Source organism: Rhizobacter sp., assembly GCA_019635355.1.
Classification (GTDB): domain Bacteria; phylum Pseudomonadota; class Gammaproteobacteria; order Burkholderiales; family Burkholderiaceae_C; genus Rhizobacter.
The window spans coordinates 2,767,280-2,793,181 of record JAHBZQ010000001.1 but is presented as its reverse complement, the minus strand read 5'-3'; the positions used below and the strand labels follow the sequence as shown (position 1 = coordinate 2,793,181).

24 protein-coding genes are annotated in these 25,902 nt (G+C 66.8%); 21 read left to right on the top strand and 3 right to left on the bottom strand.

Annotation, left to right across the window (positions count from 1 at the left end):
- Nucleotides 1-117 precede the first annotated feature (117 nt).
- The 6 genes from KF892_12645 to KF892_12620 are packed head-to-tail and all read left to right on the top strand — an operon-like array spanning nucleotide 118 to nucleotide 6,058.
- Complete coding sequence (locus KF892_12645) at nucleotides 118-1,125, top strand: ABC transporter ATP-binding protein (GenBank protein ID MBX3625858.1); 1,008 nt, start codon at nucleotides 118-120, stop codon at nucleotides 1,123-1,125.
- A gap of 39 nt (nucleotides 1,126-1,164) precedes the next feature.
- Nucleotides 1,165-2,451 (top strand): extracellular solute-binding protein, encoded by a 1,287-nt coding sequence (locus KF892_12640; protein ID MBX3625857.1) that lies wholly within the window; start codon nucleotides 1,165-1,167, stop codon nucleotides 2,449-2,451.
- Between the two features lie 56 nt (nucleotides 2,452-2,507).
- Nucleotides 2,508-3,512 carry a porin gene (locus KF892_12635; protein MBX3625856.1) on the top strand — a complete coding sequence of 335 codons (1,005 nt, stop codon included), beginning with the start codon at nucleotides 2,508-2,510 and terminating at the stop codon, nucleotides 3,510-3,512.
- A gap of 36 nt (nucleotides 3,513-3,548) precedes the next feature.
- A complete protein-coding gene (locus tag KF892_12630) occupies nucleotides 3,549-4,454 on the top strand; it encodes an ABC transporter permease (GenBank protein MBX3625855.1) in 906 nt (301 codons plus the stop codon).
- Nucleotides 4,454-5,332 (top strand): ABC transporter permease, encoded by an 879-nt coding sequence (locus KF892_12625; GenBank protein MBX3625854.1) that lies wholly within the window; start codon nucleotides 4,454-4,456, stop codon nucleotides 5,330-5,332. Before KF892_12630 ends, KF892_12625 begins: the two co-directional genes overlap by 1 nt.
- A gap of 9 nt (nucleotides 5,333-5,341) precedes the next feature.
- Nucleotides 5,342-6,058 (top strand): GntR family transcriptional regulator, encoded by a 717-nt coding sequence (locus tag KF892_12620; GenBank protein ID MBX3625853.1) that lies wholly within the window; start codon nucleotides 5,342-5,344, stop codon nucleotides 6,056-6,058.
- Nucleotides 6,059-6,063: 5 nt separating this feature from the next.
- On the opposite strand, the gene KF892_12615 is transcribed toward KF892_12620, so the two are convergent.
- Together KF892_12615 and KF892_12610 are read right to left on the bottom strand one after the other, a co-directional pair.
- Nucleotides 6,064-7,344 (bottom strand): retroviral-like aspartic protease family protein, encoded by a 1,281-nt coding sequence (locus KF892_12615; protein MBX3625852.1) that lies wholly within the window; start codon nucleotides 7,342-7,344, stop codon nucleotides 6,064-6,066.
- 49 nt (nucleotides 7,345-7,393) lie between these two features.
- The gene (locus KF892_12610; GenBank protein MBX3625851.1) at nucleotides 7,394-8,464 is read right to left on the bottom strand and encodes an MBL fold metallo-hydrolase; all 1,071 of its coding nucleotides are present in this window, start codon (nucleotides 8,462-8,464) and stop codon (nucleotides 7,394-7,396) included.
- A gap of 52 nt (nucleotides 8,465-8,516) precedes the next feature.
- Between KF892_12610 and KF892_12605 the strand changes: the two genes are divergently transcribed.
- From KF892_12605 to KF892_12540, 14 genes are all read left to right on the top strand, one after another.
- Nucleotides 8,517-8,954, top strand: a complete 438-nt coding sequence (locus tag KF892_12605) for a MerR family DNA-binding transcriptional regulator (GenBank protein ID MBX3625850.1) — start codon at nucleotides 8,517-8,519, stop codon at nucleotides 8,952-8,954.
- 12 nt (nucleotides 8,955-8,966) lie between these two features.
- Entirely contained in the window at nucleotides 8,967-10,145 is a 1,179-nt protein-coding gene (locus KF892_12600) for an isovaleryl-CoA dehydrogenase (protein ID MBX3625849.1), read from the top strand.
- 34 nt (nucleotides 10,146-10,179) lie between these two features.
- Nucleotides 10,180-10,884 (top strand): carbonate dehydratase, encoded by a 705-nt coding sequence (can, locus tag KF892_12595; protein ID MBX3625848.1) that lies wholly within the window; start codon nucleotides 10,180-10,182, stop codon nucleotides 10,882-10,884.
- Between the two features lie 5 nt (nucleotides 10,885-10,889).
- Nucleotides 10,890-12,743: a bifunctional isocitrate dehydrogenase kinase/phosphatase gene (gene aceK, locus KF892_12590; GenBank protein ID MBX3625847.1), complete on the top strand. Its 1,854-nt coding sequence runs from the start codon at nucleotides 10,890-10,892 to the stop codon at nucleotides 12,741-12,743.
- 13 nt (nucleotides 12,744-12,756) lie between these two features.
- A complete protein-coding gene (locus KF892_12585) occupies nucleotides 12,757-13,242 on the top strand; it encodes a hypothetical protein (protein MBX3625846.1) in 486 nt (161 codons plus the stop codon).
- 12 nt (nucleotides 13,243-13,254) lie between these two features.
- Nucleotides 13,255-14,436 (top strand): acetyl-CoA C-acyltransferase, encoded by a 1,182-nt coding sequence (locus tag KF892_12580; protein MBX3625845.1) that lies wholly within the window; start codon nucleotides 13,255-13,257, stop codon nucleotides 14,434-14,436.
- Complete coding sequence (locus tag KF892_12575; protein MBX3625844.1) at nucleotides 14,437-15,102, top strand: SDR family oxidoreductase; 666 nt, start codon at nucleotides 14,437-14,439, stop codon at nucleotides 15,100-15,102. It abuts the gene before it with no gap.
- Nucleotides 15,096-16,175 carry a histidinol-phosphate transaminase gene (locus KF892_12570; protein ID MBX3625843.1) on the top strand — a complete coding sequence of 360 codons (1,080 nt, stop codon included), beginning with the start codon at nucleotides 15,096-15,098 and terminating at the stop codon, nucleotides 16,173-16,175. The genes KF892_12575 and KF892_12570 overlap by 7 nt, the downstream gene beginning before the upstream one ends.
- 13 nt (nucleotides 16,176-16,188) lie before the next feature.
- Nucleotides 16,189-17,319, top strand: coding sequence for an acyl-CoA dehydrogenase family protein (locus tag KF892_12565; protein MBX3625842.1), 1,131 nt, complete (start codon nucleotides 16,189-16,191; stop codon nucleotides 17,317-17,319).
- 7 nt (nucleotides 17,320-17,326) lie between these two features.
- A complete protein-coding gene (locus KF892_12560; protein MBX3625841.1) occupies nucleotides 17,327-18,685 on the top strand; it encodes a hypothetical protein in 1,359 nt (452 codons plus the stop codon).
- A gap of 158 nt (nucleotides 18,686-18,843) precedes the next feature.
- Nucleotides 18,844-19,965 (top strand): TRAP transporter substrate-binding protein, encoded by a 1,122-nt coding sequence (locus tag KF892_12555; protein ID MBX3625840.1) that lies wholly within the window; start codon nucleotides 18,844-18,846, stop codon nucleotides 19,963-19,965.
- Between the two features lie 71 nt (nucleotides 19,966-20,036).
- A complete protein-coding gene (locus tag KF892_12550; protein ID MBX3625839.1) occupies nucleotides 20,037-20,678 on the top strand; it encodes a TRAP transporter small permease subunit in 642 nt (213 codons plus the stop codon).
- On the top strand, nucleotides 20,675-22,666 hold the full coding sequence (locus KF892_12545) for a TRAP transporter large permease subunit (GenBank protein ID MBX3625838.1): 1,992 nt from the start codon (nucleotides 20,675-20,677) through the stop codon (nucleotides 22,664-22,666). Before KF892_12550 ends, KF892_12545 begins: the two co-directional genes overlap by 4 nt.
- A 5-nt stretch (nucleotides 22,667-22,671) precedes the next feature.
- Complete coding sequence (locus KF892_12540; GenBank protein ID MBX3625837.1) at nucleotides 22,672-23,277, top strand: 2-hydroxychromene-2-carboxylate isomerase; 606 nt, start codon at nucleotides 22,672-22,674, stop codon at nucleotides 23,275-23,277.
- 106 nt (nucleotides 23,278-23,383) lie between these two features.
- Here the strand turns inward: KF892_12540 and KF892_12535 are convergent, their stop codons facing one another.
- Nucleotides 23,384-24,058: a hypothetical protein gene (locus tag KF892_12535; GenBank protein MBX3625836.1), complete on the bottom strand. Its 675-nt coding sequence runs from the start codon at nucleotides 24,056-24,058 to the stop codon at nucleotides 23,384-23,386.
- Between the two features lie 235 nt (nucleotides 24,059-24,293).
- Between KF892_12535 and KF892_12530 the strand changes: the two genes are divergently transcribed.
- Nucleotides 24,294-25,901 (top strand): methylcrotonoyl-CoA carboxylase, encoded by a 1,608-nt coding sequence (locus KF892_12530; protein MBX3625835.1) that lies wholly within the window; start codon nucleotides 24,294-24,296, stop codon nucleotides 25,899-25,901.
- Nucleotide 25,902 lies beyond the last annotated feature (1 nt).

The following is a 25,902-nucleotide window of genomic DNA, read 5'->3' as shown; positions in this document are numbered from 1 at the left end:
CGCTTCGATGCAGCGCTTGAGCAAGACGCGCACCCACGTTTGCGGCGGCTTCTGAACCAAAGGAGTGCGGTTCGAGCGGCAAAACGCATGGCACATGCATTGCATACATGGCGCCGCATGAAACCCGTGCTCGACTCGTCCCTGGTGCTGACCTCGCTCGTCAAACGCTATGGCAACACCGTGGCGGTCGACGGCATCGACCTCACCATCCCGTCGGGCAGCTACTGCTGCCTGCTCGGGCCCTCGGGCTGCGGGAAGACCTCGACGCTGCGCATGATCGCGGGCCACGAGCTGGCGAGCGACGGGCAGATCCTGCTCGGTGGGAAGTACATCACCTACAGCGCCGCTGCCGACCGTGGCACGGCGATGATGTTCCAGAGCTATGCGCTCTTTCCCCACCTGAGCGTGCTCGACAACGTGGCCTTCAGCTGGAAGATGCGTGGCAAGCCCGTGGCCGAGCGCCATGCGCGGGCGAAGGAGCTGCTGGCCCTCGTCTCGATGACGCCCTACCTCGCGCGCCTGCCGAGCGAACTCTCGGGCGGCCAGCAGCAGCGTGTGGCGCTGGCGCGTGCGCTGATGACCGAGCCGCGCGTGCTGCTGCTCGACGAGCCGCTCTCCGCGCTCGACCCCTTCCTGCGCGTGCAGATGCGCGCCGAGCTCAAGCGCTGGCAGCAGGAGCTGGGCTTCACCTTCGTGCACGTGACCCACTCGCAGGAAGAAGCGATGGCGCTCGCCGACCAGGTGGTGGTGATGAACCACGGCCGCATCGAGCAGACCGGCTCGCCGCGCGAGGTGTTCAACGCGCCGCGCTCCGAGTTCGTCGCGCGCTTCATGGGCGCGCACAACGTGATCGCCTCCGAAGCGGGCCCCGTCGCCGTGCGGGCCGACCGCATGCAGCTCGCGCGCAGCGCCAATGGCGTGACGCGGGCCGCGGCCGTGAAGGCCATCGAATACCAGGGCACCTACGTGCAACTGAGCCTGGTGCCGCAGGGCGAGTCTGCCGATGCGCAGTGGACGGCCACCTTGCCCGATGCCGATTTCGACGCCGCGCCCTGGCAGCCGGGCGACACGGCGCACGTTTCCTGGCTGCCCGATGCCGCCCATGCGCTGCAACCCAGCGCCTGACCCTTTCTTCCCCCACATCCCGATCAAGGAGCTCTGACCATGTCCGACCCGCAAGACAAGACCGCCCAGCCCGACGCCCATCGCCGCACCCTGCTCAAAGGTGCCGTGGGAGGTGTGGTGGCCGGGGGCGGCGCGATGGGCTTCCCCTTCGTGCACGCCCAGGAAAAGATCACCCTGCGCTACCTCGGCACCGCGGTCAACCAGGACAAGGCCATCGCCGAGAAGTTCGAGAAAGACACCGGCATCAAGATCCAGTACATCCCGGTCACCACCGACGACGTGACCAAGCGCGCCGTCACCGCACCCAACAGCTTCGACCTGATCGACACCGAGTACTTCTCGCTCAAGAAGATCCTGCCCACCGGCAACCTGCTCGGCATCGACACCAAGCGCATCAAGAACGCCGACAAGATCACCACGCTCTTCACCAAGGGCGAAGTGGCCGGCAAGAAGGTGGGTGACCAGGGCACCGCGCCCAAGAAGGTGATGTACGTGGAGAAGCCCGATGCGAAGACGTTCGCGGCAAGCCCCACGCAGTTCATGACGCTGATCCCCACCGTCTACAACGCCGACACGCTGGGCATCCGGCCCGACCTCATCAAGCGGCCGATCGAATCGTGGAAGGAACTCTTGAACCCCGAGTTCAAGGGCAAGGCGGCCATCCTCAACATCCCGTCGATCGGCATCATGGACGCGGCGATGGTGGTCGAGGCCTCGGGCATCTACAAGTACCCCGACAAGGGCAACATGACCAAGAAGGAGATCGATCTCACGATCAGGACCTTGATCGAAGCCAAGAAGGCCGGCCAGTTCCGCGCGCTGTGGAAAGACTTCAACGAGAGCGTGAACCTGATGGCCTCGGGCGAGGTGGTGATCCAGTCGATGTGGTCGCCGGCCGTCACCGCCGTGCGCACCAAGGGCATCGCCTGCACCTTCCAGCCGCTGAAGGAAGGCTATCGCGCCTGGGCCGCGGGCTTCGGCGTGCCGAAGTCGGTCACCGGCAAGAAGGCCGACGCGGTGTACGAGTTCATCAACTGGTTCCTCGACGGCTGGGCCGGCGCCTACCTGAACCGCCAGGGCTACTACAGCGCGGTGCTCGAAACCGCCAAGGCCAAGATGGAGCCGTATGAGTGGGCCTACTGGATGGAAGGCAAGGCCGCCACGCAAGACATCAAGTCGCCCAACGGCGACCTGCTCGCCAAGGCCGGCAGCGTGCGCGACGGCGGCAGCTACGAGCAGCGCATGGGTGGCATCGCCTGCTGGAACGCGATCATGGACGAGAACGCGTACATGGTCCAGAAATGGAACGAGTTCGTCGCCGCCTGACGGGCGTCGTCCATCTTTCAAAGAAGACCCACTACACACATCGAGAGGGAACCATCGTGCAAACCAACATCACTCGCTCCATGCTCGCGGCGGCCGCCTTCGCGGCGTGCGGCCTGGCCCAGGCGCAATCCAGCGTCACCGTCTACGGCATCGTCTCCACCGACTACGTGCATGCCACCAACACGCCCACTGGCAAGGTCAACAAGATCGAGCCGGGGCGTGTGAACCCGGCCCGCCTGGGCTTCAAGGGCAGTGAAGACCTGGGCGGCGGCCTCTCCGCCGTGTTCAACATCGAATCGGCCATCGGGCCTGACACCGGCGCAGCCGGTGCGCCGTTCTGGGGCCGGGGTGCCAACGTCGGCCTCTCCAGCAGCGCGCTGGGCACGGTGACCGTCGGCCGCCACTGGAACGTCAACGACGACCTGCTGGGCAACTTCTTCGTCTTCGGCGGCTTCGCGGTCTTCAACTTCACCGGCTTCGGCTTCACCAGCGACCTGGTGAACAACTCGGTGAAGTACGTGTCGCCGAACCTGGGCGGCTTGACCGTGGAAGCCCTCTTCGGTGCAGGCGAAGGCAGCACCACCACCCCGCGCACGGTGGAAATGGGCGGTGTGTACGCCATCGGACCGGTCAAGGCCGGCCTGACCTACCACGAAGCCAAGCGCGTCGGCCTGGTCAACAAGCTGACCACCGGCGGTGTGGCCTACAGCATCGGCTCGGTGACGGTGCGCGGCGGCTACTCGAGCGCCGACAACGAGTACGACGACTACTCGCTGGTGGCCGGCGCGTACAAGGCCGCGGCCTACGACATCGGCGCCGACATCGGCTTTGGCCCCGCCGCGGTGTCGGTCGACTACGTGGCGCGTGACCTGAAGAGCTCGTCGAACGACTCGCACTTCTTCCGCGTGCTCGGCAAGTACAACCTCTCGAAGCGCACGCAGGTGAGCGCCAATGTGGTGGCGATGAAGAACAAGGGCACGGCCACCGAGAGCTTCTATGGCCTGGCCGCGGGTGCCAAGAGCCAGAACGTCTTCACCCTCGGCCTCAGCCATTCGTTCTAAGCCCCACGCGTTCTGACACCTGACACGGCTGGCCTGATGAGCACTCCTACCTCACCGCCCAAAGCCGGGATGCCGCGCGGCGGCCTCTCGGCCTGGGCGCAGGCCACGCCGTTCACCCTGGTCTTCGTGCTCTTCCTGGTGCTGCCGCTGGTGCTGGTGGCGATCGTCAGCTTCTGGCGCGCCACCGACTACGAGCTGATCCCCGCCTTCACTGCGCAGAACTACATCGAGATCTTCAACGGCTGTGGCTCCACCTCGGAGCTGTGCGTCACGCTGAAGACCTACCTCTCCACGCTCAAGTTCTGCTTCCTCGTCTGGCTGATCACGCTGGTGGTCGGCTTCACCGTTGCCTACTTCCTCGCCTTCCACGTGCGCTCGGTGGGCGCGCAGACGCTGCTCTTCATCCTGTGCACCATCCCGTTCTGGACGTCCAACGTGATCCGCATGATCTCGTGGGTGCCGCTGCTCGGCCGCAACGGCGTGGTGAACCAGGCGCTGATCGGCGCCAACGTCATCGAGACGCCCATCGAGTGGCTGCTCTTCAGCGACTTCTCGGTGGTGCTGGCCTTCGTGCACCTGTACACGATGTTCATGATCGTGCCCATCTTCAACTCGATGATGCGCATCGACCGCGCGCTGCTCGAAGCCGCCCGCGACAACGGTGCGACGGGCTGGCAGACCACGTGGAACGTGATCGTGCCGCTGTGCCGCACCGGCATCATCATCGGCTCGATCTTCGTCATCACCATCGTGATGGGCGACTTCGTGACCATCGGCGTGATGGGCGGCCAGCAGATCGCCTCGGTGGGCAAGATCATCCAGGTGCAGACGAGCTACCTCCAGTTCCCGATGGCGGCGGCCAATGCGGTGATCCTGCTCATCGTCACGCTGATGATGATCTGGGGGCTCACGAAGCTCGTCGACATCCGCAAGGAACTCTGATGAACGAAGGAAAGCGCCCGGGAAGCTTCTACGCCTTGGCCGCGGTGTTCGGCCTCTTCGTGCTCTTCCTCTACGGCCCGATGTTCACCATCTTCGTGCTGAGCTTCCAGGGCCCGGAAGGCGGGCTCACCTTCCCGATGCGCGGCGTGTCCTTCCACTGGTTCGCCAAGTTGTGGGAAGGCATGGGCGTGGTCGACATCGCCGCCGCCTTCCGCCGCTCGGTGGCGCTCGGCATCGTGGTGATGCTGTGCACCGTGCTGCTCTCGCTCGGCGCGGGCCTCGCGTTTCGCAAGAAGTTCAAGGGCTCGGGGCTGCTCTTCTACACCTCGGTGGCCAGCCTCATCATGCCGTCGATCGTGGTGTCGCTCGGCATCGGCTTGCAATTCCGCCTGATCGACACGCTGCTCAAGAGCGGGCTCGAAACCATCGGACTCGGCAGCTGGCTCGAAAGTTATGGCACCGCCATGGGCCTCTACACCTCGGCGCTCGGCGCGCACCTCACGTGGACGCTGCCCTTCGGCCTGCTCATCATGCTGGCCGTCTTCAACCGCTTCAACCCGGCGTATGAAGAAGCGGCCGACGACTTGGGCGCCACACCCTGGCAGAGCTTCCGCCACGTGGTGCTGCCGCTCATCGCCCCAAGCCTCGTGGGCGTGGGCATGTTCGGCTTCACGCTCAGCTGGGACGAGATCGCCCGCACCTCGCAGGCCATCGGCGACGTGAACACCCTGCCGCTTGAATTGCAGGGCCTCACCAGCACCGTCACCACACCGGCGATCTATGCGCTGGGCACGGTGACGACCATCGTGTCGTTTGCGGTGATGGGCGGCACGCTGCTGCTCATCCGCCTTCTCAAGCGCCAGCCCGTGCGCGCGTGACAATGCCGCATGCCCAGCCGTCCGCGCAAGACAGGATCTGACGAAACCGGCCCCGTGATGGCCGCCGACCGCGTCTACGACGCGATCTACGCCGCCGTGGTCGACCACCGCCTGGCCCCCGGCACCCGCCTGCGCGAGGAGGAGCTGGCCGAGACCTTCGCCGTCTCACGCACCCTGGTGCGCCAGGCCCTGCACAAGCTCGCACAAGACAACGTGATCGTGCTGCGCCCCAACCGCGGCGCGCAGGTGCCCGAGCCCACGCGCCGCGACGGCGAGCATGTGTTCGATGCGCGGCGTGTGGTTGAGTGCGAGGTGGCGCGGCGGCTCGTGGGCCGGTTGAGCGCCGCGCAGCTGGCCGAGCTGAAGCAGATCGTCGAGGCCGAGGCGCGTGCCACCAAGTCGCAGAACAAGCAGGAGGCCATCCGCCTGTCCGGCGAGTTCCACCTGAAGCTCGCGCAAATGAGCGGCAACCCGATCTTCGTGAGGCTGCTCGAAGAGCTCTTGCCCACGACCTCGCTGCTGATGGCGCTCTACAAGGCCCCCGGCGAGCCGATGTGCGTGGCGCACAGCCACAAGAGCCTGTTGCAGGTGATCGGCAAGGGCGACTCGGCGACCGCGGCCGGCACCGAGATGAAGCGGCACCTGAACGAGATCGAGCGCTCGTTGTCGCAGCCGGCCACCCGCGAGGTCGCGCCGCTGCGCGATGTGTTCAAGGCTTACCGTTGAACGAGCTAGCGCTGAACCAGCACCAGCGACTCCACGCCCTGCACCTTCGACGACTGCATGTCGAAGCCCGACAGCGTCGACTGCCCCAGGAGCGATGAGCAGTCGCGGCAGACGAGCGCCTGCACGTTCGTGAGCCTGAACCAGCCGATGGACACCGCGTCGAGGGTGATGGCCTGCGCGGTCACCCGACGGCCGTCGGCGGTGACCATCTGCACGTTGGCTTGCGTCACGCGGTAGGTGGCCTTCGATTCCTTCAGCAGCTTCTCGCTCAGCGTGGTGCGGGTCGCGCCGGTGTCGACCATGAAGGGCACCGGCTTGGCATCGCCGAGCGCGACGGGGGCGAAGAAATGGCCGGCATAGCTCGGCAGGCGCAAAGCCTTGCGCTCGGTGCTGGCGGGTGAGGTGTCCTGTTCGATCGCGGTCTGGATCGCGATGCGTTGGCCCGAGAAGTACGCCGCCTGTCCGAGGCTTTCGAGGTGGTTGTCGTGCGCTTGCAGCACCGCCAGCGCTTCATAGGGGCGCTTGGCCGCGACCAGCAGCCTGGCCAGGTCGCCGCGCACATCGACCAGCGCGGGCACCACCGAGAGCGCCTTGTAGTTCCACTCGATCGCCTCTTCGGTGCGGCCGAGCTTGGCCAGGCTGTCGGCGTGGTACGCGAAGAGGTCATAGGCCCCTTCGCCGAGGCCGATGGCCGCCTTGAACTGCTCCACCGCATCGGCATGCCGGCCCTGGCGGTTGAGCACCATGCCGAGATTGGCCCGGCCTTTGCCGTCGTTGGGGCGGCTCGCGATGTAGTCGCGCCAGCCTTGCTCCTGGCAGGTGGCATCACCATCCCGCGCGCAGCGGCGCACCTGTGCGAGGTGGTCCTCGGCCGTCAGCGATTCCTTGTTCAGCAGGCGCTTCAGGCCACCGCGCCGGTCGATGACGAGCGTGGCGTTGAGGGCCACGAGCGCGAGGCAGGCGATGAGGAAGACCAGCACCAGGCTGCGCTGGCTGCGGTCGGGATTCAGCAGCTTGGCCACGCCGACCACCAGCGCCGGCCAGAAGAAGCAGCTGAGCACCTGGCCGATCTGGTAGGCCGATGAAGCGCCGGCCTTCACGCCGTAGGTGAGCGTCAAGCCCAGCAGCAGGGCCAGCGATAGGGCGGCGCCCGTCCACAGCAGGATGCCGGCGCGCCGGCGCCGGTCGCGTGCCTCTTGCATGAAGGCCAGCTCGTCGTGTGTGGGTTCGGTGGCGAGTGCCTGATCCACCAGCACCGGGTCGCGGCGCTCCATCCATGAACTCATGGCCCCTCCCTGCAGTTGTTTCTTCTCGAGGCAGGGAGATGGTATCGGGTCAGCTCGTGGGTGCGAACCGGTACACGCCCTCGGCATCACACTGGCGCTGAAGCTTGCCGGCGTGCCACAGCGCATGCAGGTGTGCGATCGACTCGCCCATCGCAAACGTGGTCTGGTGCAGGTCGAGCTTGCGCTTGAAGAGCACGGTCAGCAGGTCGGCGGCGCTTTGCGGTGCTTTGGCGCAGGCTTCCATCACGTCGGCCAGGCGCTCGTCGTGGTGCTGCTGCAGCTGGTCGATGCGGGTGTGCAGGCCCTTGAAGGGCCGGCCGTGCGAGGGCAGCACCAGGCTGTCGGCGGGCAGGGCGCGCATGCGCTCGATCGAGTCGAGGTAGCGCTTGAGCGGGTCGCCTTCGGGTTCGTTCTCGTGCACGCCCACGTTGGTGGAGATGCGCGGCAGCACCATGTCGCCCGAGATCAGCACACCGAGCGCCGGGCAGTGCAGCGAGATGTGCTCGGGCGCGTGGCCGTAGCCCACGTGGCAGTGCCAGTCATGGTCACCGATGCGGATCACGTCGCCATCGACCATGCGGCGGAACCGATCGGGCACCTTGGGCACCATCGTCGCGTAGTGGCCGCCGCGCGTCTGGATCATCTGCAACGCCTCGGGGTCGGTGATGCCGTGGCGCTTGGCGAACACAGGTGTGATGACGCTGGCCTTGGCGCTCGGGTTGCTCGACATGCGGGCGCCGTTGTAGTCGGTGCCGCTGATCCACAGGCGGCACTCGTGCTCGGCGGTGCTCCAGCGCTCGGTGAGCCAGGCCGACAGGCCGATGTGGTCGGGGTGCAGGTGGGTGACGATCACGCGCAGCACCGGCAGGCCTTGCAGCTCGTTCGCGAACACCTGTTCCCAGCAGGCGCGGGTGGCGTCGTTGGCAATGCCGCAGTCGACGATGCTCCAGCCTGCCTGGCCGTCGATCTCGTCGCGCAGCAGCCAGAGGTTGATGTGGTCGAGTGCGAAGGGCAGGGCCATGCGCACCCAGCGCACGCCAGGGGCCACTTCCATCGTGGTGCCCGGCTCCGGCATCACCTCGCCATGTGGGTAGTTCAGCTCGTGTTCAAGGGCGTTCATGGCTTGGCTACACTTTACGTATACGTCAATTGAAGAGGCATTCTAGGGAGCCATGTCCGCCGCTGCTGTCACCCAGGTTTCAAGCCCTTCCGCAGGGCAGGCCCCCTCGCAGGTCACCTACACCATCGGCGAGCTGGCGAAGGAATTCGACCTCACCACCCGCGCCATCCGCTTCTACGAAGACTGCGGCCTGCTGCAGCCGCAGCGCCAGGGCCGCAACCGTGTCTACAGCCCGCGCGACCGCACGCGGCTCAAGCTCACGCTGCGTGGCAAGCGGCTCGGGCTCACGCTTTCCGAGGTGAAGGAGCTGGTCGACATGTACGAATCGCCGCGTGACACCGTGCCCCAGCTCAAGAAATTCCTCACCGTGCTGGCCGTGCACCGCGCCCAGCTCGAGCAGCAGATGGCCGACCTCAACGTCACGCTCGACGAGGTGCGCACCCACGAGAAAGAGGCCAAGCGCCTTCTCGCCCAGAGCAGCAAGAGTTAACAGGAGACCCCCATGAACCTGCCCGGCCTCAACTTCCAGCTCGGCGACGACATCGACGCCCTGCGCGAGAGCGTGCACGACTTCGCGCAGGCCGAGATCGCGCCACGCGCTGCCGAGATCGACAAGAGCGACCAGTTCCCGATGGACCTGTGGCGCAAGATGGGCGCACTCGGGGTGCTCGGCGTGACGGTGGGTGAGGAATACGGCGGCGCCGGCATGGGCTACCTCGCGCACATGGTGGCGATGGAGGAGATCAGCCGCGCCTCGGCCAGCGTGGGCCTCTCGTATGGCGCGCACAGCAACCTGTGCGTGAACCAGATCCGCCGCAACGGCAACGAGGCGCAGCGCAAGAAGTATTTGCCCAAGCTCATCAGCGGCGAGCACGTGGGGGCGCTTGCGATGAGCGAGCCCAACGCCGGCTCCGACGTCATCAGCATGAAGCTGAAGGCGGAAGACAAAGGCGGCTACTACCTGCTCAACGGCAGCAAGTTCTGGATCACCAACGGCCCCGATGCCGACACGCTGGTGGTCTACGCCAAGACCGAGCCCGAGCTGGGGGCACGCGGCGTGACCGCCTTCCTCATCGAGAAAGGCATGAAGGGCTTTTCCATCGCGCAGAAGCTCGACAAGCTCGGCATGCGCGGCAGCCACACCGGCGAGCTGGTGTTCCAGAACGTCGAGGTGCCCGCCGAGAACGTGCTGGGCGCGCTCAACGGCGGCGCGAAAGTCTTGATGAGCGGCCTCGACTACGAGCGCGCCGTGCTCGCCGCCGGCCCCATTGGCATCATGCAATCGGTGATGGACAACGTGGTGCCTTATATCCACGACCGCAAGCAGTTCGGCCAGAGCATCGGCGAGTTCCAGCTGATCCAGGGCAAGGTGGCCGACATGTACACCGTGCTGCAGGCCGCCCGCGCCTATTGCTACACCGTCGGCAAGAACCTCGATGCGCTGGGCGAGCAGCACGTGCGCCAGGTCCGCAAGGACTGCGCAAGCGTCATCCTCTGGTGCGCCGAGAAGGCCACCTGGATGGCCGGCGAGGGCATCCAGATCTTCGGCGGCAACGGCTACATCAACGAGTACCCGCTGGGCCGCCTGTGGCGCGACGCCAAGCTCTACGAGATCGGCGCCGGCACCAGCGAGATCCGCCGCATGCTGATCGGCCGCGAGCTGTTCGCCGAGACGATGTGACAGACTGGCGGGTCTTTTTGGCGCAGTGCAACATATGAGCAACGAACTTTCAGAACTCTTCGGCAACAACCTGCGCTGGGCGCGCGACACCGAAGCGCGCAGCCCCGGCTTCTTCACCAGCCTGCTCAAGCAGCAGGCGCCGCAGTACCTGTGGATCGGCTGTGCCGACAGCCGCGTGCCGGCGAACGACCTGGTCGGCCTGCTGCCGGGCGAGCTCTTCGTGCACCGCAACGTCGCCAACGTGGTCGTGCACTCCGACCTCAACTGCCTGTCGGTGATCCAGTTCGCGACCGACATGCTGAAGGTCAAGCACATCATCGTCGTGGGCCACTCCAACTGCGGCGGTGTGGCCGCGGCCCTGCGTGACCAGCGGGTGGGCCTCGCCGACAACTGGATCCGCCACGTGCAAGACGTGCGCAACCGCCATCAGAACTGGCTCGACATGGTCGACGCGAGCCAGCGGGTCAACGCCCTGTGCGAGCTGAACGTGATCGAACAGGCGCTCAACGCCTGCCAGACCACCATCGTGCAAGACGCCTGGGGCCGCGGCCAGGAGCTGGTGGTGCACGGCTGGGTCTATGGCTTGCACAACGGCCTGCTGCAAGACCTGCACATGACGGTCTCCGGCCCCGACGAGGCGGTGCCCGCGTATGAGAAGGCCATCACCGACGTGCGGCTGCGCTACACGCCCGACACGGCACCCGACCTGGCCCCCGTCACCGCGCACGGCGCCCTATGAAGCGCATGGCCGTCTTCCCGCAGGAGCTGACCGACCTGCGTGCCTTCGACATCGCCAACGCGATGCTCGACGGCTTCGACCGCCACTACACGCTCTTTCGCGAGACCAGCGCGCAGGCGAAAAAGCGCTTCGAGGCCGCCGACTGGCACGGCCAGCAGCGTGCCCAGCGCGAGCGCATCGAGTTCTACGACATGCGCGTCGACGAATGCGCTGAGCGGCTGCAGACGGAGTTCATGGCGAGCACCTTGTCGATGAACGTGTGGCAGCAGGTCAAGCTGCACTACATCGGCCTGCTCACCAACCACCACCAGCCCGAGCTGGCCGAGACCTTCTTCAATTCGGTCACGACCAAGATCCTGCACCGCAGCTACTTCCACAACGACTTCATCTTCCTGCGCCCGGCCGTCAGCACCGAGTACATCGAGAACGAAGAGCCCACCTTCCAGCCCACCTACCGCGCCTACTACCCCACCAAGGAGACGATGCGCGACACCTGGCTGCGCGTGGTCAACAACTTCCAGCTCGCGCGCGAGTTCGAAGACCTCGGCCGCGACGTCGACCACGTGCTCACCGCCGTGGCGCGCGAGCTGGGCGACTTCCGCCCGCGCGCCAACTTCCAGCTGCAGGTGCTGAGCTCGCTCTTCTTCCGCAACAAGGGCGCCTACATCGTCGGCAAGATCATCAACGGCTTCAACGAGACGCCGTTCGCACTGGCCATCCTGCATTCGCCGAGCTCGGGCCTGCTCATCATCGACACCATGCTCTTCGGCGAAGACGAGCTGCAGATGCTGTTCAGCTTCGCGCGCGCCTACTTCCTGGTCGACATGGAGATCCCGTCGGCGTATGTGCAGTTCCTGCGCTCGCTGATGCCGAGGAAGCCCCGCTCCGAGATCTACAACGCGCTCGGCCTGCAGAAGCAGGGCAAGAACCTCTTCTACCGCGACTTCCTCGCGCACCTGCGGCATTCGTCCGACAAGTTCCGCATCGCGCCCGGCATCAAGGGCATGGTGATGCTGGTGTTCGACCTGCCTTCGTTCCCCTTCGTCTTCAAGGTCATCAAGGACTTCTACCCCGCGCCCAAGGAGACCTCGCGCGAGCTGATCATGAGCAAGTACCTGCTCGTGAAGACGCACGACCGCGTGGGCCGCATGGCCGACACGCTGGAGTACAGCAACGTGGCCTTCCCGCGGGCGCGCTTCGAGGAAGAGCTGATCGCCGAGCTGAAGCACTTCTGCCCGAGCCTGCTCGAAGAAGACGGCGACGACCTGGTGATCCGCCACGTCTACATCGAGCGGCGCATGATCCCGCTCAACATCTACCTGCAGGAGGCCGAGCCCTCGCGCATGGCGCATGCCGTCGTCGAATACGGCAACGCCATCAAGGACCTGGTGGCGGCCAACATCTTCCCCGGTGACATGCTGTGGAAGAACTTCGGCGTCACCCGCAACGGCAAGGTCGTGTTCTACGACTACGACGAGATCGAGTACCTGACCGACTGCAACTTCCGCAAGGTGCCCACGCCGCGCAACGAGGAAGAAGAGATGTCGGGCGAGATCTGGTACAGCGTGGGCAAGCACGACGTCTTCCCCGAGACCTTCGGCCCCTTCCTGCTCGGCAACCCGGCGGTGCGCGACGTGTTCCTGAAGCACCACGGCGACCTGCTCGACGTGGCGTTCTGGCAAGGCCACAAGGACCGCATCCTCGCGGGCCATGTGCACGACGTGTTCCCGTATGACCCGTCGAAGCGCTTCAAGAACCAGCGCCGGCTGCGCGATGGCGTTCCGCCCGATGGGCAGGAGCGGCGCCGTTCGGAGCTGCAGCCCGAGAACCCGTCGGCGCTCGACAACAGCCTGGCCTAACGGTCCACCTGTCATGAACTTCCGTGACTTCTTCGAACTCGCAAGTTTCGTCGTCACGGTCGTCGGCCTGCCTTTTGCCATTGGCGTCTTCCTCTTCGAGCAGCGCCGCGAGCGTGAGAACGAAGAGGAAGAGGGCTACCAGCTGCTCTCGGATGCGTACAACGATTTCCTGAAGATCGTGCTCGCGAACTCCGACCTGCAGCTGCGCACCAACGCCGCGCTGCCCAACCCCACGCCCGAGCAGAACGAGCGCATGCTCGTGATCTTCGACATGCTCATCTCGCTCTTCGAGCGCGCCTACCTCGTGGCCTGGAAGGACGACATGTCGACCACCGAGCAGCGCCGCTGGAACTCGTGGGACGACTACATGCGCGAGTGGTGCCGCCGCGACGATTTCTTCAACGCCTTGCCGCTCCTCTTGCGCGGCGAGGACCCGGGCTTCCAGAGTTACATCAAGCGTGTCGCGCAGGAGGAGCGCGGCGCGGTCATCCTGTCGTGAAGGAGCATTGCCATGTCCACCGAATCCATCGTCATCGTCTCCGCCGCCCGCACGCCCATCGGGGGCCTGCTGGGTGATTTCAGCAACCTCGCCGCGCATGAGCTCGGTGCCGTCGCCATCAAGGCCGCGGTCGAGCGCGCCGGCATTCCGGGCGACGCCGTCAACGAAGTGCTGATGGGCAACTGCCTCATGGCCGGCCAGGGCCAGGCGCCGGCGCGCCAAGCCGCGCTTGGTGCGGGGCTGCCGCAGTCGGCCGGCGCCGTGACGCTGTCGAAGATGTGCGGCTCCGGCATGCGCGCGATGATGTTCGCGCACGACATGCTGAAGGCCGAAACCGCCGACGTGATGGTCGCCGGCGGCATGGAGAGCATGACCAACGCACCGCACCTCATGTTCGCGCGCAAGGGCGTGCGCTACGGCGCGGCGCAGATGTTCGACCACATGGCGATCGACGGCCTGGAAGACGCTTACGAGCGCGGCCGCGCGATGGGCGTGTTCGCAGAGGAGTGTGTGGCCAAGTACCAGTTCAGCCGCGAGGCGCAGGATGCGTTCGCCATCGCCTCCACCCAGCGCAGCAAGGCCGCCAATGAAAACGGCAGCTTCGACTGGGAGATCGCCCCCGTCACGCTCAAGGGCAAGGCGGGTGACACCGTGGTCAAGCACGACGAGCAGCCCTTCAAGGCCAAGCTCGACAAGATCGCGGGCTTGAAGCCCGCGTTCAAGAAAGACGGCACCATCACCGCGGCCAACGCCTCGAGCATCTCCGACGGCGCCGCCGCGCTGGTGCTGATGCGCGAGTCGACCGCGAAGCAGCTCAAGCTCGCGCCGGTAGCCCGCATCGTCGGCCACGCGGTGCACGCGCAGGCGCCGGCCTGGTTCACCACCGCGCCGGTGGGCGCGATCGACAAGCTGCTCAAGAAGAACGGCTGGGCGGCGAAGGACGTCGACCTGTGGGAAGTCAACGAAGCCTTCGCCGCCGTCACGATGGCGGCCATGCACGAGTTCAAGCTTCCGCACGAGATCGTCAACGTGCATGGCGGGGCGTGTGCGCTCGGCCACCCGATCGGGGCGAGCGGTGCGCGCATCGTGGTCACGCTGCTCGGGGCGCTGCGCAAGCAGGGCAAGAAGCGTGGGGTGGCGGCGCTGTGCATTGGCGGTGGCGAGGCCACGGCGCTCGGCGTGGAACTCGTCTGAATGAACGTCCTCATCATCGGCGGCTCCCGCGGCATCGGCCTCGAGTTCGTGCGCCAGTACCGGGCCGACAAGGCGCAGGTCACCGCCACGGCGCGCAGCGATGACGCGCTGCAGACCTTGCGGAAGCTTGGCGCCACCGCCCTCCAACTCGACGTGGCCAGCACCGAGAGCGCCTCGCGCCTGGGCTGGCAGATCGAAGGCGCGGCCTTCGACGTGGCCATCGTGGTGGCGGGCGTCTACGGCCCGAGCACGCGCGGCCTGCAGCCGCCCACCGAAGCCGACTTCGACACCGTGATGCACACCAACGTGCTCGGCCCGATGCGCGTGATCCCGCAGATCGCCGATGCGCTGGCGCCGAATGCGAAGCTCGCCGTGCTGTCGTCGCGCATGGGGGCCATCGGCCCGCGCAGCTCGGCCAGCGGCTGGCTGTACCGCGCGTCGAAGGCGGCGGTCAACTCGGTGCTGAAGGATGCTTCCATCGTGTTGCAGGGCAAAGCCACCTGCGTGAGCTTCCACCCGGGCTGGGTGCGCACCGACATGGGCGGCGAGGGCGCCGACCTCGCGGTCGACGTGAGCGTGGGTCACATGCGGCGTGTGATCGCCGGCCTCTCACCGGCCGACAACGGCAAGTTTTTCGACCACGACGGGACACCCATCGGATGGTGACCAGCCCCTTCTGGAGCGAGGTCGTGCGCGGCCTCGTGCCCTATGTGCCGGGCGAGCAGCCGCAGATCGCCGGCCTCGTGAAACTCAACACCAACGAGAACCCCTATCCACCGAGCCCGCGCGTGCTGGCCGCGCTGCATGCCGAGGTGGGCGAAGGCCTGCGCCTCTACCCCGAGCCCACAGGGCGCAAGTTGCGCGAGACCATCGCGCAGCACCACGGTCTCACGCCCGACCAGGTGTTCGTGGGCAACAGCTCCGACGAGGTGTTGGCGCACGTCTTCATGGCGCTGCTCAACCACGCGCCGCGCCCGCTGCTCTTCCCCGACATCACCTACGCCTTCTACCCGGTGTATTGCGGGCTCTACGGCATCCCGTACCGCGCCGTGCCGTTGGCCGACGACCTCAGCCTGCGCATCGACGACTACCTGCACGCCGAGGCCGGCGCGATCATCTTCCCCAACCCGAACGCGCCCACCGGTCGCGCACTGCCGCGCACGGAGATCGAGCGCCTGCTGATCGCGCGCCCCGACACGCTGGTCGTGATCGACGAAGCCTATGTCGACTTCGGCGCCGACTCGGCCGTGCCGCTGATCGCGCAGCACGCGAACCTGCTGGTGGTGCACACGCTGTCGAAGTCACGCTCGCTGGCCGGCCTGCGTGTCGGCTTCGCGATGGGCCAGGCGCCGCTGATCGAAGGGCTCACGCGGGTGAAGGACAGCTTCAACTCCTACCCGCTCGACCGCCTGGCCACGGCCGGCGCCATCGCCGCGATCGAAGACGTGGCCTACTTCGAGCACACCCGCGACGCGGTGATGGCCACCCGCGAATGGCTGGTGGCCGCGCTGCACACGATGGGCTTCGAGACCTTGCCGTCAGAGGCCAACTTCGTCTTCACCCGCCACCCGCAGCACCGCGGCGAGGCGCTCGCTGCCGCGCTGCGCCAGCAGGGCGTGCTGGTGCGGCGCTTCGCGCAACCGGAGCGCATTGCCGACCACCTGCGCATCAGCGTCGGCGACGAGGCCCAGACCGACCGCCTGCTGGAAGCGCTGCGCAACATCCTCGCCGACGACTGAAGAGGGCCAGACCATGCTGCTGTCCGACGACCACCGCGCCATCCAGGACGCCGTGCGCGCCTACGTGCAAGACCGCATCGCGCCGCAGGCCGCGCAGTGGGACAAGTCCCACCACTTTCCCGCCGACGAGTTGAAAGGCCTGGCGGCGCTCGGCTGCTACGGCGTGGCCGTGCCCACCGAGTGGGGCGGTGCGGGGCTCGACTACTTGAGCCTCTCGCTCATCCTGGAAGAGATCGCCGCGGGTGACGGCGCCACCTCCACCGTCGTGAGCGTCAACAACTGCCCGGTGTGCTCCATCCTCATGGCCTGGGGCAGCGAGGCGCAGAAGGCGCAGTGGCTGAAGCCGCTCGCCAGCGGCGAGCTGCTCGGGGCCTTCTGTCTCACCGAGCCGCACGTGGGTTCGCAGGCCGACGGCCTCAAGACCGCCGCCACGAAAGACGGCGAGCACTACGTGCTCAACGGCGTGAAGCAGTTCATCACCAGCGGCAAGAACGGCGACGTCGCCATCGTGATGGCGGTCACCGACAAGGCCGCCGGCAAGAAAGGCATCAGCGCCTTCATCGTGCCCACGTCGACGCCGGGCTATACCGTCGCACGCCTCGAAGACAAGATGGGCCAGCACGCGAGCGACACCGCGCAGATCCTGTTCGAGAACTGCCGCGTGCCGGCGGCGAACCTGATCGGTGACGAAGGCCAGGGCCTGAAGATCGCGCTCTCGGGCCTGGAGGGCGGGCGCATCGGCATCGCCTCGCAATGCGTGGGCATGGCGCGTGCGGCCTTCGAGGCGGCGCTGCGCTACGCGAAGGAGCGCATCGCCTTCGGCGTGCCGATCTTCGAGCACCAGGCGGTGCAGTTCTCCTTGAGCGAGATGGCCACGCAGATCGAAGCGGCGCGCCAGCTCATCCACCACGCCGCGAGCTTGAAAGACGCCGGCCAGCCCTGCCTGAAGGAAGCCGCGATGGCCAAGCTCTTCGCGAGCGAGATGGCCGAGCGGGTGTGCTCGGCCGCGATCCAGGTGCATGGGGGTTACGGCTATGTGAGCGACTTCCCCGTCGAGCGGATCTACCGCGACGTGAGGGTCTGCCAGATCTACGAGGGCACGAGCGAAGTGCAGAAGATCCTCATCGGCCGCGCGCTGGCGTAACCCGAAGATGGCACGGCTGCTGAGGGGGGTGATGTGGCTGGGTGCGTCGCTCCTGCTGCTCGTGCTGGCCTGGGTGCTGTCGAACGTCTACGACGAAGACCCGCTGCCGCTGGCGCCGCAATTGAAGGAGGCGCCGGTCACGCTGGCGCCACGCGAGAACGCCTACTTCGGGCTCATTGGCCTGTGGTCGCCCGATGAGGATTACATCGACGCGGGCTTCGCCCAATGGGACGATGCCCAGCTCTGGCTCGCAGCGCATCCCGTGCGTGAGCGTGGGCCCGACGAGGTGCTGCCACCTTTCGATGAAGACCGGACCGAGGCACTGAAGAACGCAAGTTCGTTTGCCACCTGCGAGCGCTTCAAGCCGTGCTTTGCCTTGTGGGACACCAAGCCCGAGATCGTGATGGGTGCAGCTGCGGCGCGCGAGGAAACGCTCGAGCGCTGCAAGGAGCTCGCGGCCTTGCGTCACGAAGAAGAGCCCGGAGTGCCTGATGTGATCTCGCCCATGATGGCCAGCCAGGGGCTCGTTGAGTGCATGAAGGTGTTGCATGCCGACACGCTGATCGCCTGGCGTCAGGCGCGGCCCTCGGAGGCGTTGAAGAGCCTCGTTGCATCGCGCCAGCTGGCCGTGCAGGCTCTGATGGGTGGCCGCACGCTGATCACGCACATGATCGGGGTGCGTTACCTCGGCCTCACCTACGAGTGGGCTGCGCACATGGCCTCGGAGCGGCCTGAGTGGCGCGATCGCCTTTCGGTGATCGCCGCGCCGTTGCCGCCCCAGGCGCTCGACATGCGGCGCGCGTTTCGCTATGAAGCAGCGTTGGATCGCAGCGGTGCCGGGCTGATGCGTGATGCCTGCCACGGGGGCTTGTCGCAGAAGATGAGTTTTGGTGTTCACCTGCTGCGCATGGGGGCATGCGACGGTGCCTTCCCGCTGGCCTTTCATGCAGAGCAGACCCGCAACGAGCGGCAGCCAGGCTGGGTTGCATTCATGGATGCGCTGGCTCAGCCTGCGCCTGCGGCGTTGGAGTGGGCGCGTGCACAGCCCGAGCCGCCAACCCAATGGTGGCGTCGCATCGCATGGCGCAACAGCGGCACGCGTTACCTCCAGCTCGAAGCGCCGATGCGTGGGTATGCGAAGTACGTGGCGCGTGGCTACGACGTCGAACTGCAGCGCCTGGGCCTCGTGGCCGCGCTGGCTCTGGGTGACGAGCGCCGCGACATCCACGCCACCCTGACGGCCGCCAACCGCGAGCCCTACGCCGGCACACGCCTGCATTGGGACGCGAGCACACGCTCGGTCGCGATGACCTTGTGGGAGTCGGTCGACACGGCCATCGTGGTCCGCCTGCCGACGGCGCGCTGATCCAGGCTGGCGCAGCGCTACGTAGTTCCCACAAGTCCTCTTCCGCGGGTTTGTTCCAGCAGCGTCGAGGGTGCTGCCGTCCCTAGGATAGGCCTTCGCCCCGCACCCAGTGGGCGGGGTTCAACAGGTCCACAGACCGCATCCGAAGGAGACATCACGTGAGCACACCCGCACCGCAACGTCGCCGCTTCCTCAAGACCGCCACGGCCGCTGCCGCCGGCGCTGGCGCACTCGCCGCCCCGATGGTGTCGAACGCGCAGACCACCTCGCTGCGCTTCCAGAGCACCTGGCCCGCGAAAGACATCTTCCACGAGTACGCCAACGACTTCGCCAAGAAGGTGAACGACATGGCGGGCAGCCGCCTCAAGATCGAGGTGCTGCCGGCAGGCGCCGTGGTGCCTGCGTTCCAGCTGCTCGAAGCCGTCAACAAGGGCACGCTCGACGGCGGCCACGGCGTGGTGGCCTACCACTACGGCAAGAACTCGGCGCTTGCGCTGTGGGGCTCGGGCCCGGCCTTCGGCATGGACCCGAACATGGTGCTCGCCTGGCACAACTACGGCGGCGGCAAGGCGCTGCTCGAAGAGATCTACAAGTCCATCAAGATGGACGTGGTCTCGTACCTCTACGGGCCGATGCCCACGCAACCGTTCGGTTGGTTCAAGAAGCCGATCGGCAAGGCGGCCGACGTGAAGGGCATGAAGTTCCGCACCGTCGGCCTAGCGGTCGACATGTACACCGCGATGGGCGCGGCGGTGAACCCGCTGCCCGGCGGCGAGATCGTGCCCGCGCTCGACCGCGGCCTGATCGACGGCGCCGAGTTCAACAACGCGTCGAGCGACAAGGTGCTGGGCTTCCCCGACGTGGCCAAGAACTGCATGCTGCAGAGCTTCCACCAGAGCGGCGAGCAGTTCGAGATCCTCTTCAACAAGGGCAAGCTCGACGCGCTGCCGGCCGAGCTGCGCGCCATCGTCGACTACGGCGTGCAGGCCGCGAGTGCCGACATGAGCTGGAAGGCCATCGACCGCAACTCGAAGGACTACGACGAGCTGAAGAAGATGGGCGTGAAGTTCTACAAGACGCCTGACGCCATCTTGAAGGCGCAGCTCGATGCGTGGGACGACATCATGAAGAAGAAGGGCGGCGAGAACCCGCTCTTCAAGAAGGTGCTCGACTCGCAGCGCGCCTTCGCGCAGCGCGCCAAGGCCTGGCAGAACGACTACATGGTCGACTTCAACATGGCCTACAACCGCTACTTCGGTCGCGGCGCGAAGAAGACCTGACCGGCCGGCGCCAGCCCAGGGGCGCTGCACCTGCGGCGCCCCGGTTCGTGTTTTTCATGCGGGGACGACGGATGCAGCGCTATCTCTTTGCGGTGGACAAGTTGTCCACCTGGTTCGGCAAGGTCACCGCATGGGCGGCCGTCGCGCTGACCCTGCTCATCTCGGCCGAGGTGTTCTCGCGCTACGTGCTCAACAAGCCGCATGCCTGGGTGCTCGACGCGCAGATCATGCTCTACGGCACGCTCTTCATGTGCGCCGGGGCCTACACGCTCGCCAAGTCGGGCCATGTGCGCGGCGACGTGCTCTACGGCTTCTTCCGGCCGCGCACGCAGGCGAGCATCGACCTCCTGCTCTACATCGTCTTCTTCCTGCCGGGCATCATCGCGCTCACCTGGGCCGGCTGGACGTATGCGAACGACTCGCTCGCCATCCGCGAGCAGACCTTCAACGCCGACCCGCTGCCGGTCTACCCGTTCAAGTTCGTGATCCCGGTGGCGGGCGCCGTGCTGCTGCTGCAGGGGCTGGTGGAGATCGTGCGCTGCGTGGTGTGCCTGCGCGATGGCGCGTGGCCCGCCCGTGAAGAAGACGTCGAGGAGGTCGACGTCGACAAGCTCAAGGAGATGGTGCACGCGACCGACGGCGACGCCGCCGACCTCGCCCCCGACCCCACGGCCCGCCCGTTGCCCGCGGCCCAGCGCCAGGAGGGTGCATGAAGCTGCGCAAGGAGTTGTGGTTCGGCCTCACGCTCATGGGCGTGATCGTGGCTGGCGTGCTGTACATGCTGGCGAGCGCGCCCGAGATCACCAACGGCCACATCGGCCTCGTGATGCTGGCGCTGGTGGTGGTGGCCATCATGCTGGGCTTCCCCACCGCCTTCACGCTCATGGGCATGGGCATGCTCTTCGCCTACTTCGCCTACCACTCGGGCGGGCAGACGGCGGGTGGCGCGATGACGCAGACGCTCGACCTCATGGTGCAGCGCGCGTTCTCGGTGATGTCGAGCGACGTGCTCATCGCCATTCCGCTCTTCGTCTTCATGGGCTACCTGGTCGAGCGGGCCAACCTGATCGCCAAGCTCTTCCACAGCCTGCACCTGGCACTCGCGCGTGTGCCAGGCTCGCTGGCGGTGGCCACGCTCGTGACTTGCGCGATTTTCGCCACGGCCACCGGCATCGTGGGCGCGGTGGTCACGCTGATGGGCCTGCTCGCGTTGCCGCCCATGCTGCGGGCGGGCTACGACGTGCGCATGTCGGCCGGGGCCATCACGGCCGGGGGCTGCCTGGGCATCCTCATCCCGCCTTCGGTGCTGCTCATCGTCTACGGTGCGACGGCGGGTGTCTCGGTGGTGCAGCTCTACGCGGGGGCCTTCTTCCCCGGCGTGATGCTGGCGGGCCTCTACATCGTGTACGTGATCGTGCTCGCCAAGGTGAAGCCCAAGCTCGCACCGCCGCTCACCGCCGAGCAGCGCCTGGTGCCGCTGCCGCCGCAGCTGCTGGCCATTGGCGCCACCGGCTCGCGGCATGCGGTGCCGGCGCTGCTGTCGGCGATCAAGGGCCGGCGCAACGCCAACGTGCCGGTGGGCTACCTGCTGCAGCAGCTCTTCGTCGCGCTGTTGCCCCTGCTCCTCTTCGCGGTGGTGGGCGTGATGAGCTACCGCACCGCCACGAGCGTGGACGCCGCACCCGACGACGCAGGCCTGCAGCAGATCGGCGCGATGTCGAGCGAGCGCAGCACGGGTGGGTTGAGCGAGCCGCCGTCGGCCGACGAGCCGGCGCAGGGCGGGCTGGCCGAGCCGCCGTCGTCCGATGGCGGGCTGGCGGAGCCGCCGGCCGAGCCGGCAGACGCGGCCAGTGCGGCGGGCGCCGTGCAGGAGCCTGCGGCACCCCCGGCCGCGGTGGCCGAGCCACCGGGCGCGTCGGCCAGCGCGGCGGAGCCGGTGAGTTCCAAGCCCGCACCGGCCGGCTACTGGATCGGTCTGGCCATCGGCGCGCTGGCGCTGCTCGTGTACTACGCGCTGCTGAGCTTCTCGCGGCTCGAGATCTTCAAGATGCTGCTGGCGTCGTTCTTCCCGCTGCTCATCATGATCCTCGCGGTGCTCGGCTCCATCGTGTTCGGCCTGGCCACGCCCACCGAGGCGGCAGCGGTGGGCGCGCTCGGCGGCTTCGTGCTCGCCGCGGCCTACCGGCAGCTCAACCTCACGATGGTGAAGGAGTCGGTGTACCTCACCGCCAAGACCTCGGCGATGGTGTGCTGGCTCTTCGTCGGCTCGGCCATCTTCTCGGCCGCGTTTGCGCTGCTCGGCGGGCAGGCGCTGGTCGAGCACTGGGTGCTGGGCATGGACCTCACGCCGGTGCAGTTCCTGGTGCTGAGCCAGATCATCATCTTCGTGCTCGGCTGGCCGCTCGAGTGGACGGAGATCATCGTGATCTTCATGCCGATCTTCGTGCCGCTGCTGCCGAAGTTCGGTGTCGACCCGCTCTTCTTCGGCCTGCTGGTCGCGCTCAACCTGCAGACGGCCTTCCTGAGCCCGCCTGTTGCGATGTCGGCCTTCTACCTTAAGGGCGTGGCGCCCAAGCACGTGACGCTGAACCAGATCTTCGCCGGCATGCTGCCCTTCATGGGCATCCAGGTCATCGCGATCATCCTGCTCTACCTCTTTCCACAGATCGGGTTGTGGTTGCCGCAGTTGCTCTACAAATGAGGGTCATGGGCCGCGCACCGATCGAGTTCTATTTCGACTTCTCCTCGCCGTATTCGTACATCGCGTCGGAGTGGATCGGCGCGCTGGCCGCGCGCCACGCGCGCACCGTGCGCTGGCACGCCATCCTGCTGGGGGCCACTTTCCAGGCCGCCGAGTTGAAGAGCCCGGTGTCGCACCCGATCAAGCGCGAGTATTCGCTGCTCGACTTCGAGCGCTCTGCCCGCTTTGCCGGGGTGCCGCTCACGATGCCTCAGCCTTTTCCGATCGCCACGCAAAACGCCGCGCGGCTTTTCTGGTGGCTGAACGCGCAGAACGAAAGCCGTGCCATCGCCTGGGCGCGGCATGCGCTGCGCGCCTACTTCACCCGTGGCATCAACCTCAACGAGCCGCCAGCGCTCGCGGCGCTGGCGCAGGAATTCGGTTTGCTGCAAGGCGAGGCCGAGGCCGTGTGGAACGACCCGGTGTGGAAAGCCAGGCTCAAGCAAGAGAACGAGCAGGCCATCGCCGCGGGCGTGTTCGGCGCGCCGTTCTTCGTGATCGACGGCGAGCCGTTCTGGGGCAACGACCGGCGGGCGCAGATGGAGCGCTGGCTGGAGAAGGGCCCGTTCTAGCAGCGATCTCTGGATGGCATTCGGCGCAGACCCCGCAGGTCCTCACGGAGACCGGCGTGGCCCCCACACCGGCGCGCTCGGGCGCCGGCTGAGCCTCGGGTTGCGATCAGGGTGCGGCGGCGCCCCTGACTTCGGCACCGCACCACGCTGCGTGCGGTGCCTTCGGGCTCTCGGCACCGCACCACGCGGCTTGCGCCTTCGGCCCTTCGGCGCCGCACCATGCCGCGGGCTTCGACGTGGCGACTTCGGCGCCACACCAGGCGGCCTGCTTCGCGGGCGCTTCTGCACCACACCAGGCAGCCTGCCGGGCAGCGCCTTCCGCGCCACACCACGCCGCCTGGCCCTGCGCGCTCTCGGCGCCGCACCAGGTGGCCTGGCCGGTGCCCGATTCGCCGAACTCGCGGGCGTAGAGCGACTGGGTCATCTCGAAGGCCGACTGCAAAGCCTTCGCATCGTCTTCGCCCCGCAAGCCGAAGTAGGGGTAGTGATGCAGGAAGTAGCCGAAGGTCGCCTCGCAATCGGCCGCGTATTTGCGGGTGTCGAGGATGTGCAGGTGCCAGAAGTGGTCCACGTCCTGGTCGGGGGCCAGCATCAGGTCGGGGTACTTCGCGTGCAGCGTCAGGTAGCGTTTGTAGGCCAGCTCCATGCGGTCGGCGTGCTCGGGCGTCCAGCCGTAGCCGCCGTCTTCATGGCGCGTGGCCTTGAACTTGATCGGGGTGAGATCGAGGGCGGCGATGGCCGAGATCGTCTGCTCCAGTCGCTGAGGGTTCAATGCAGTCATGTGTCCTCCATTTGCGATGTGGCGGCCTCGGTCAAGACACCGGGCCGGTTGTGCAGCGCTGGCTGGATGAGCGCCAGCGCTGCCAACAGGTGGGGCAAGCGGCGCGGTGGCGCCGTTTGCACATGCGCGCCGCGGTGAAACGGCGTGCAGACCGGGCCATGATGCGCCGCGTCGCGCCGCAATGACCACCCCCTAGAATTTGACGTATACGTCAATCCGCATCACTGGAAGGTCCATGCCTGCACTCACTTCCAAGCTCAGCCCACGGTCCGAGGAATTCAAGGTCAACGCAGGGGCCATGCGCGTTCTGGTGGACGCGCTCAATGCCCACCTTGCCGAGGTGGCCTTGGGTGGCGGCACGGGCCCTCGCGTGAAGCACGTGGCGCGCGGCAAGCTCTTGCCGCGAGACCGTGTGGAGATGCTGCTCGACCCCGACACACCCTTCCTCGAAGTGGCGCCCCTCGCCGCGCACGGCCTCTACAACGGTGACGCGCCGGGCGCCGGCGTGATCGCCGGCATCGGCCGGGTCTCGGGTGTCGACTGCATGATCGTCTGCAACGACGCCACGGTGAAGGGCGGCACGTATTACCCGATGACGGTGAAGAAGCACCTGCGCGCGCAGGAGATCGCGCAAGCCAACCGCCTGCCGTGCATCTACCTCGTCGACAGTGGCGGCGCCAACCTGCCCAACCAGGACGAAGTCTTCCCCGACCGCGACCACTTCGGCCGCATCTTCTTCAACCAGGCGCAGATGAGCGCGCAGGGCATCCCGCAGATCGCGGTGGTGATGGGCTCGTGCACCGCGGGCGGTGCGTATGTGCCGGCGATGAGCGACGAGTCGATCATCGTGAAGGAGCAGGGCACCATCTTCCTCGCCGGCCCGCCGCTGGTGAAGGCGGCCATCGGCGAGGTGGTGAGTGCCGAAGACTTAGGGGGCGGCGACGTGCACACGCGCTTGAGCGGCGTGGCCGACCACCTGGCGAAGAACGACACGCACGCGCTCGCCATCGCGCGCAATGCCATCGCTCGCCTCAACTGGAAGAAGCCGCAGCCGCTCGCCTGCATCGCGCCGCGCGAGCCGCTCTTCGATGCAGCCGAGCTGCACGGCGTGATCCCCACCGACACGAAGAAGCCCTTCGACGTGCGCGAGATCATCGCCCGCATCGTCGACGCCAGCGAGTTCGACGAATTCAAGGCGCGCTACGGGCAGACGCTCGTCACCGGCTTCGCGCACATCGAAGGCATGCCGGTGGGCATCGTGGCCAACAACGGCGTGCTGTTTTCCGAGTCGGCGCAGAAAGGCGCGCACTTCATCGAGCTGTGTTGCCAGCGCAAGATCCCGCTCATCTTCCTGCAGAACATCACCGGCTTCATGGTCGGCAGGAAGTACGAGAACGAAGGCATCGCCAAGCACGGCGCGAAGATGGTGACGGCGGTGGCCACGGCCAACGTGCCGAAGTTCACCGTCATCATCGGCGGCAGCTTCGGCGCCGGCAACTACGGCATGTGCGGCCGCGCCTACGACCCGCGCTTCCTCTGGATGTGGCCCAACGCGCGCATCTCGGTGATGGGCGGCGAGCAGGCCGCGAGCGTGCTCGCCACCGTGCGTCGCGATGGCATCGAGGCCAAGGGCGGCCAGTGGAGCGCCGACGACGAGGCTGCCTTCAAGGCACCCATCCGCGAGCAGTTCGAGCGCCAGGCCGATCCGTACTACGCAACGGCCCGCCTCTGGGACGACGGCATCATCGATCCCGCCGACACGCGCCGCGTGTTGGCCCTGGGCTTGAGCGCGAGCCTCAACGCGCCCATCGCCGACGCGAAATTCGGCGTGTTCCGCATGTAGT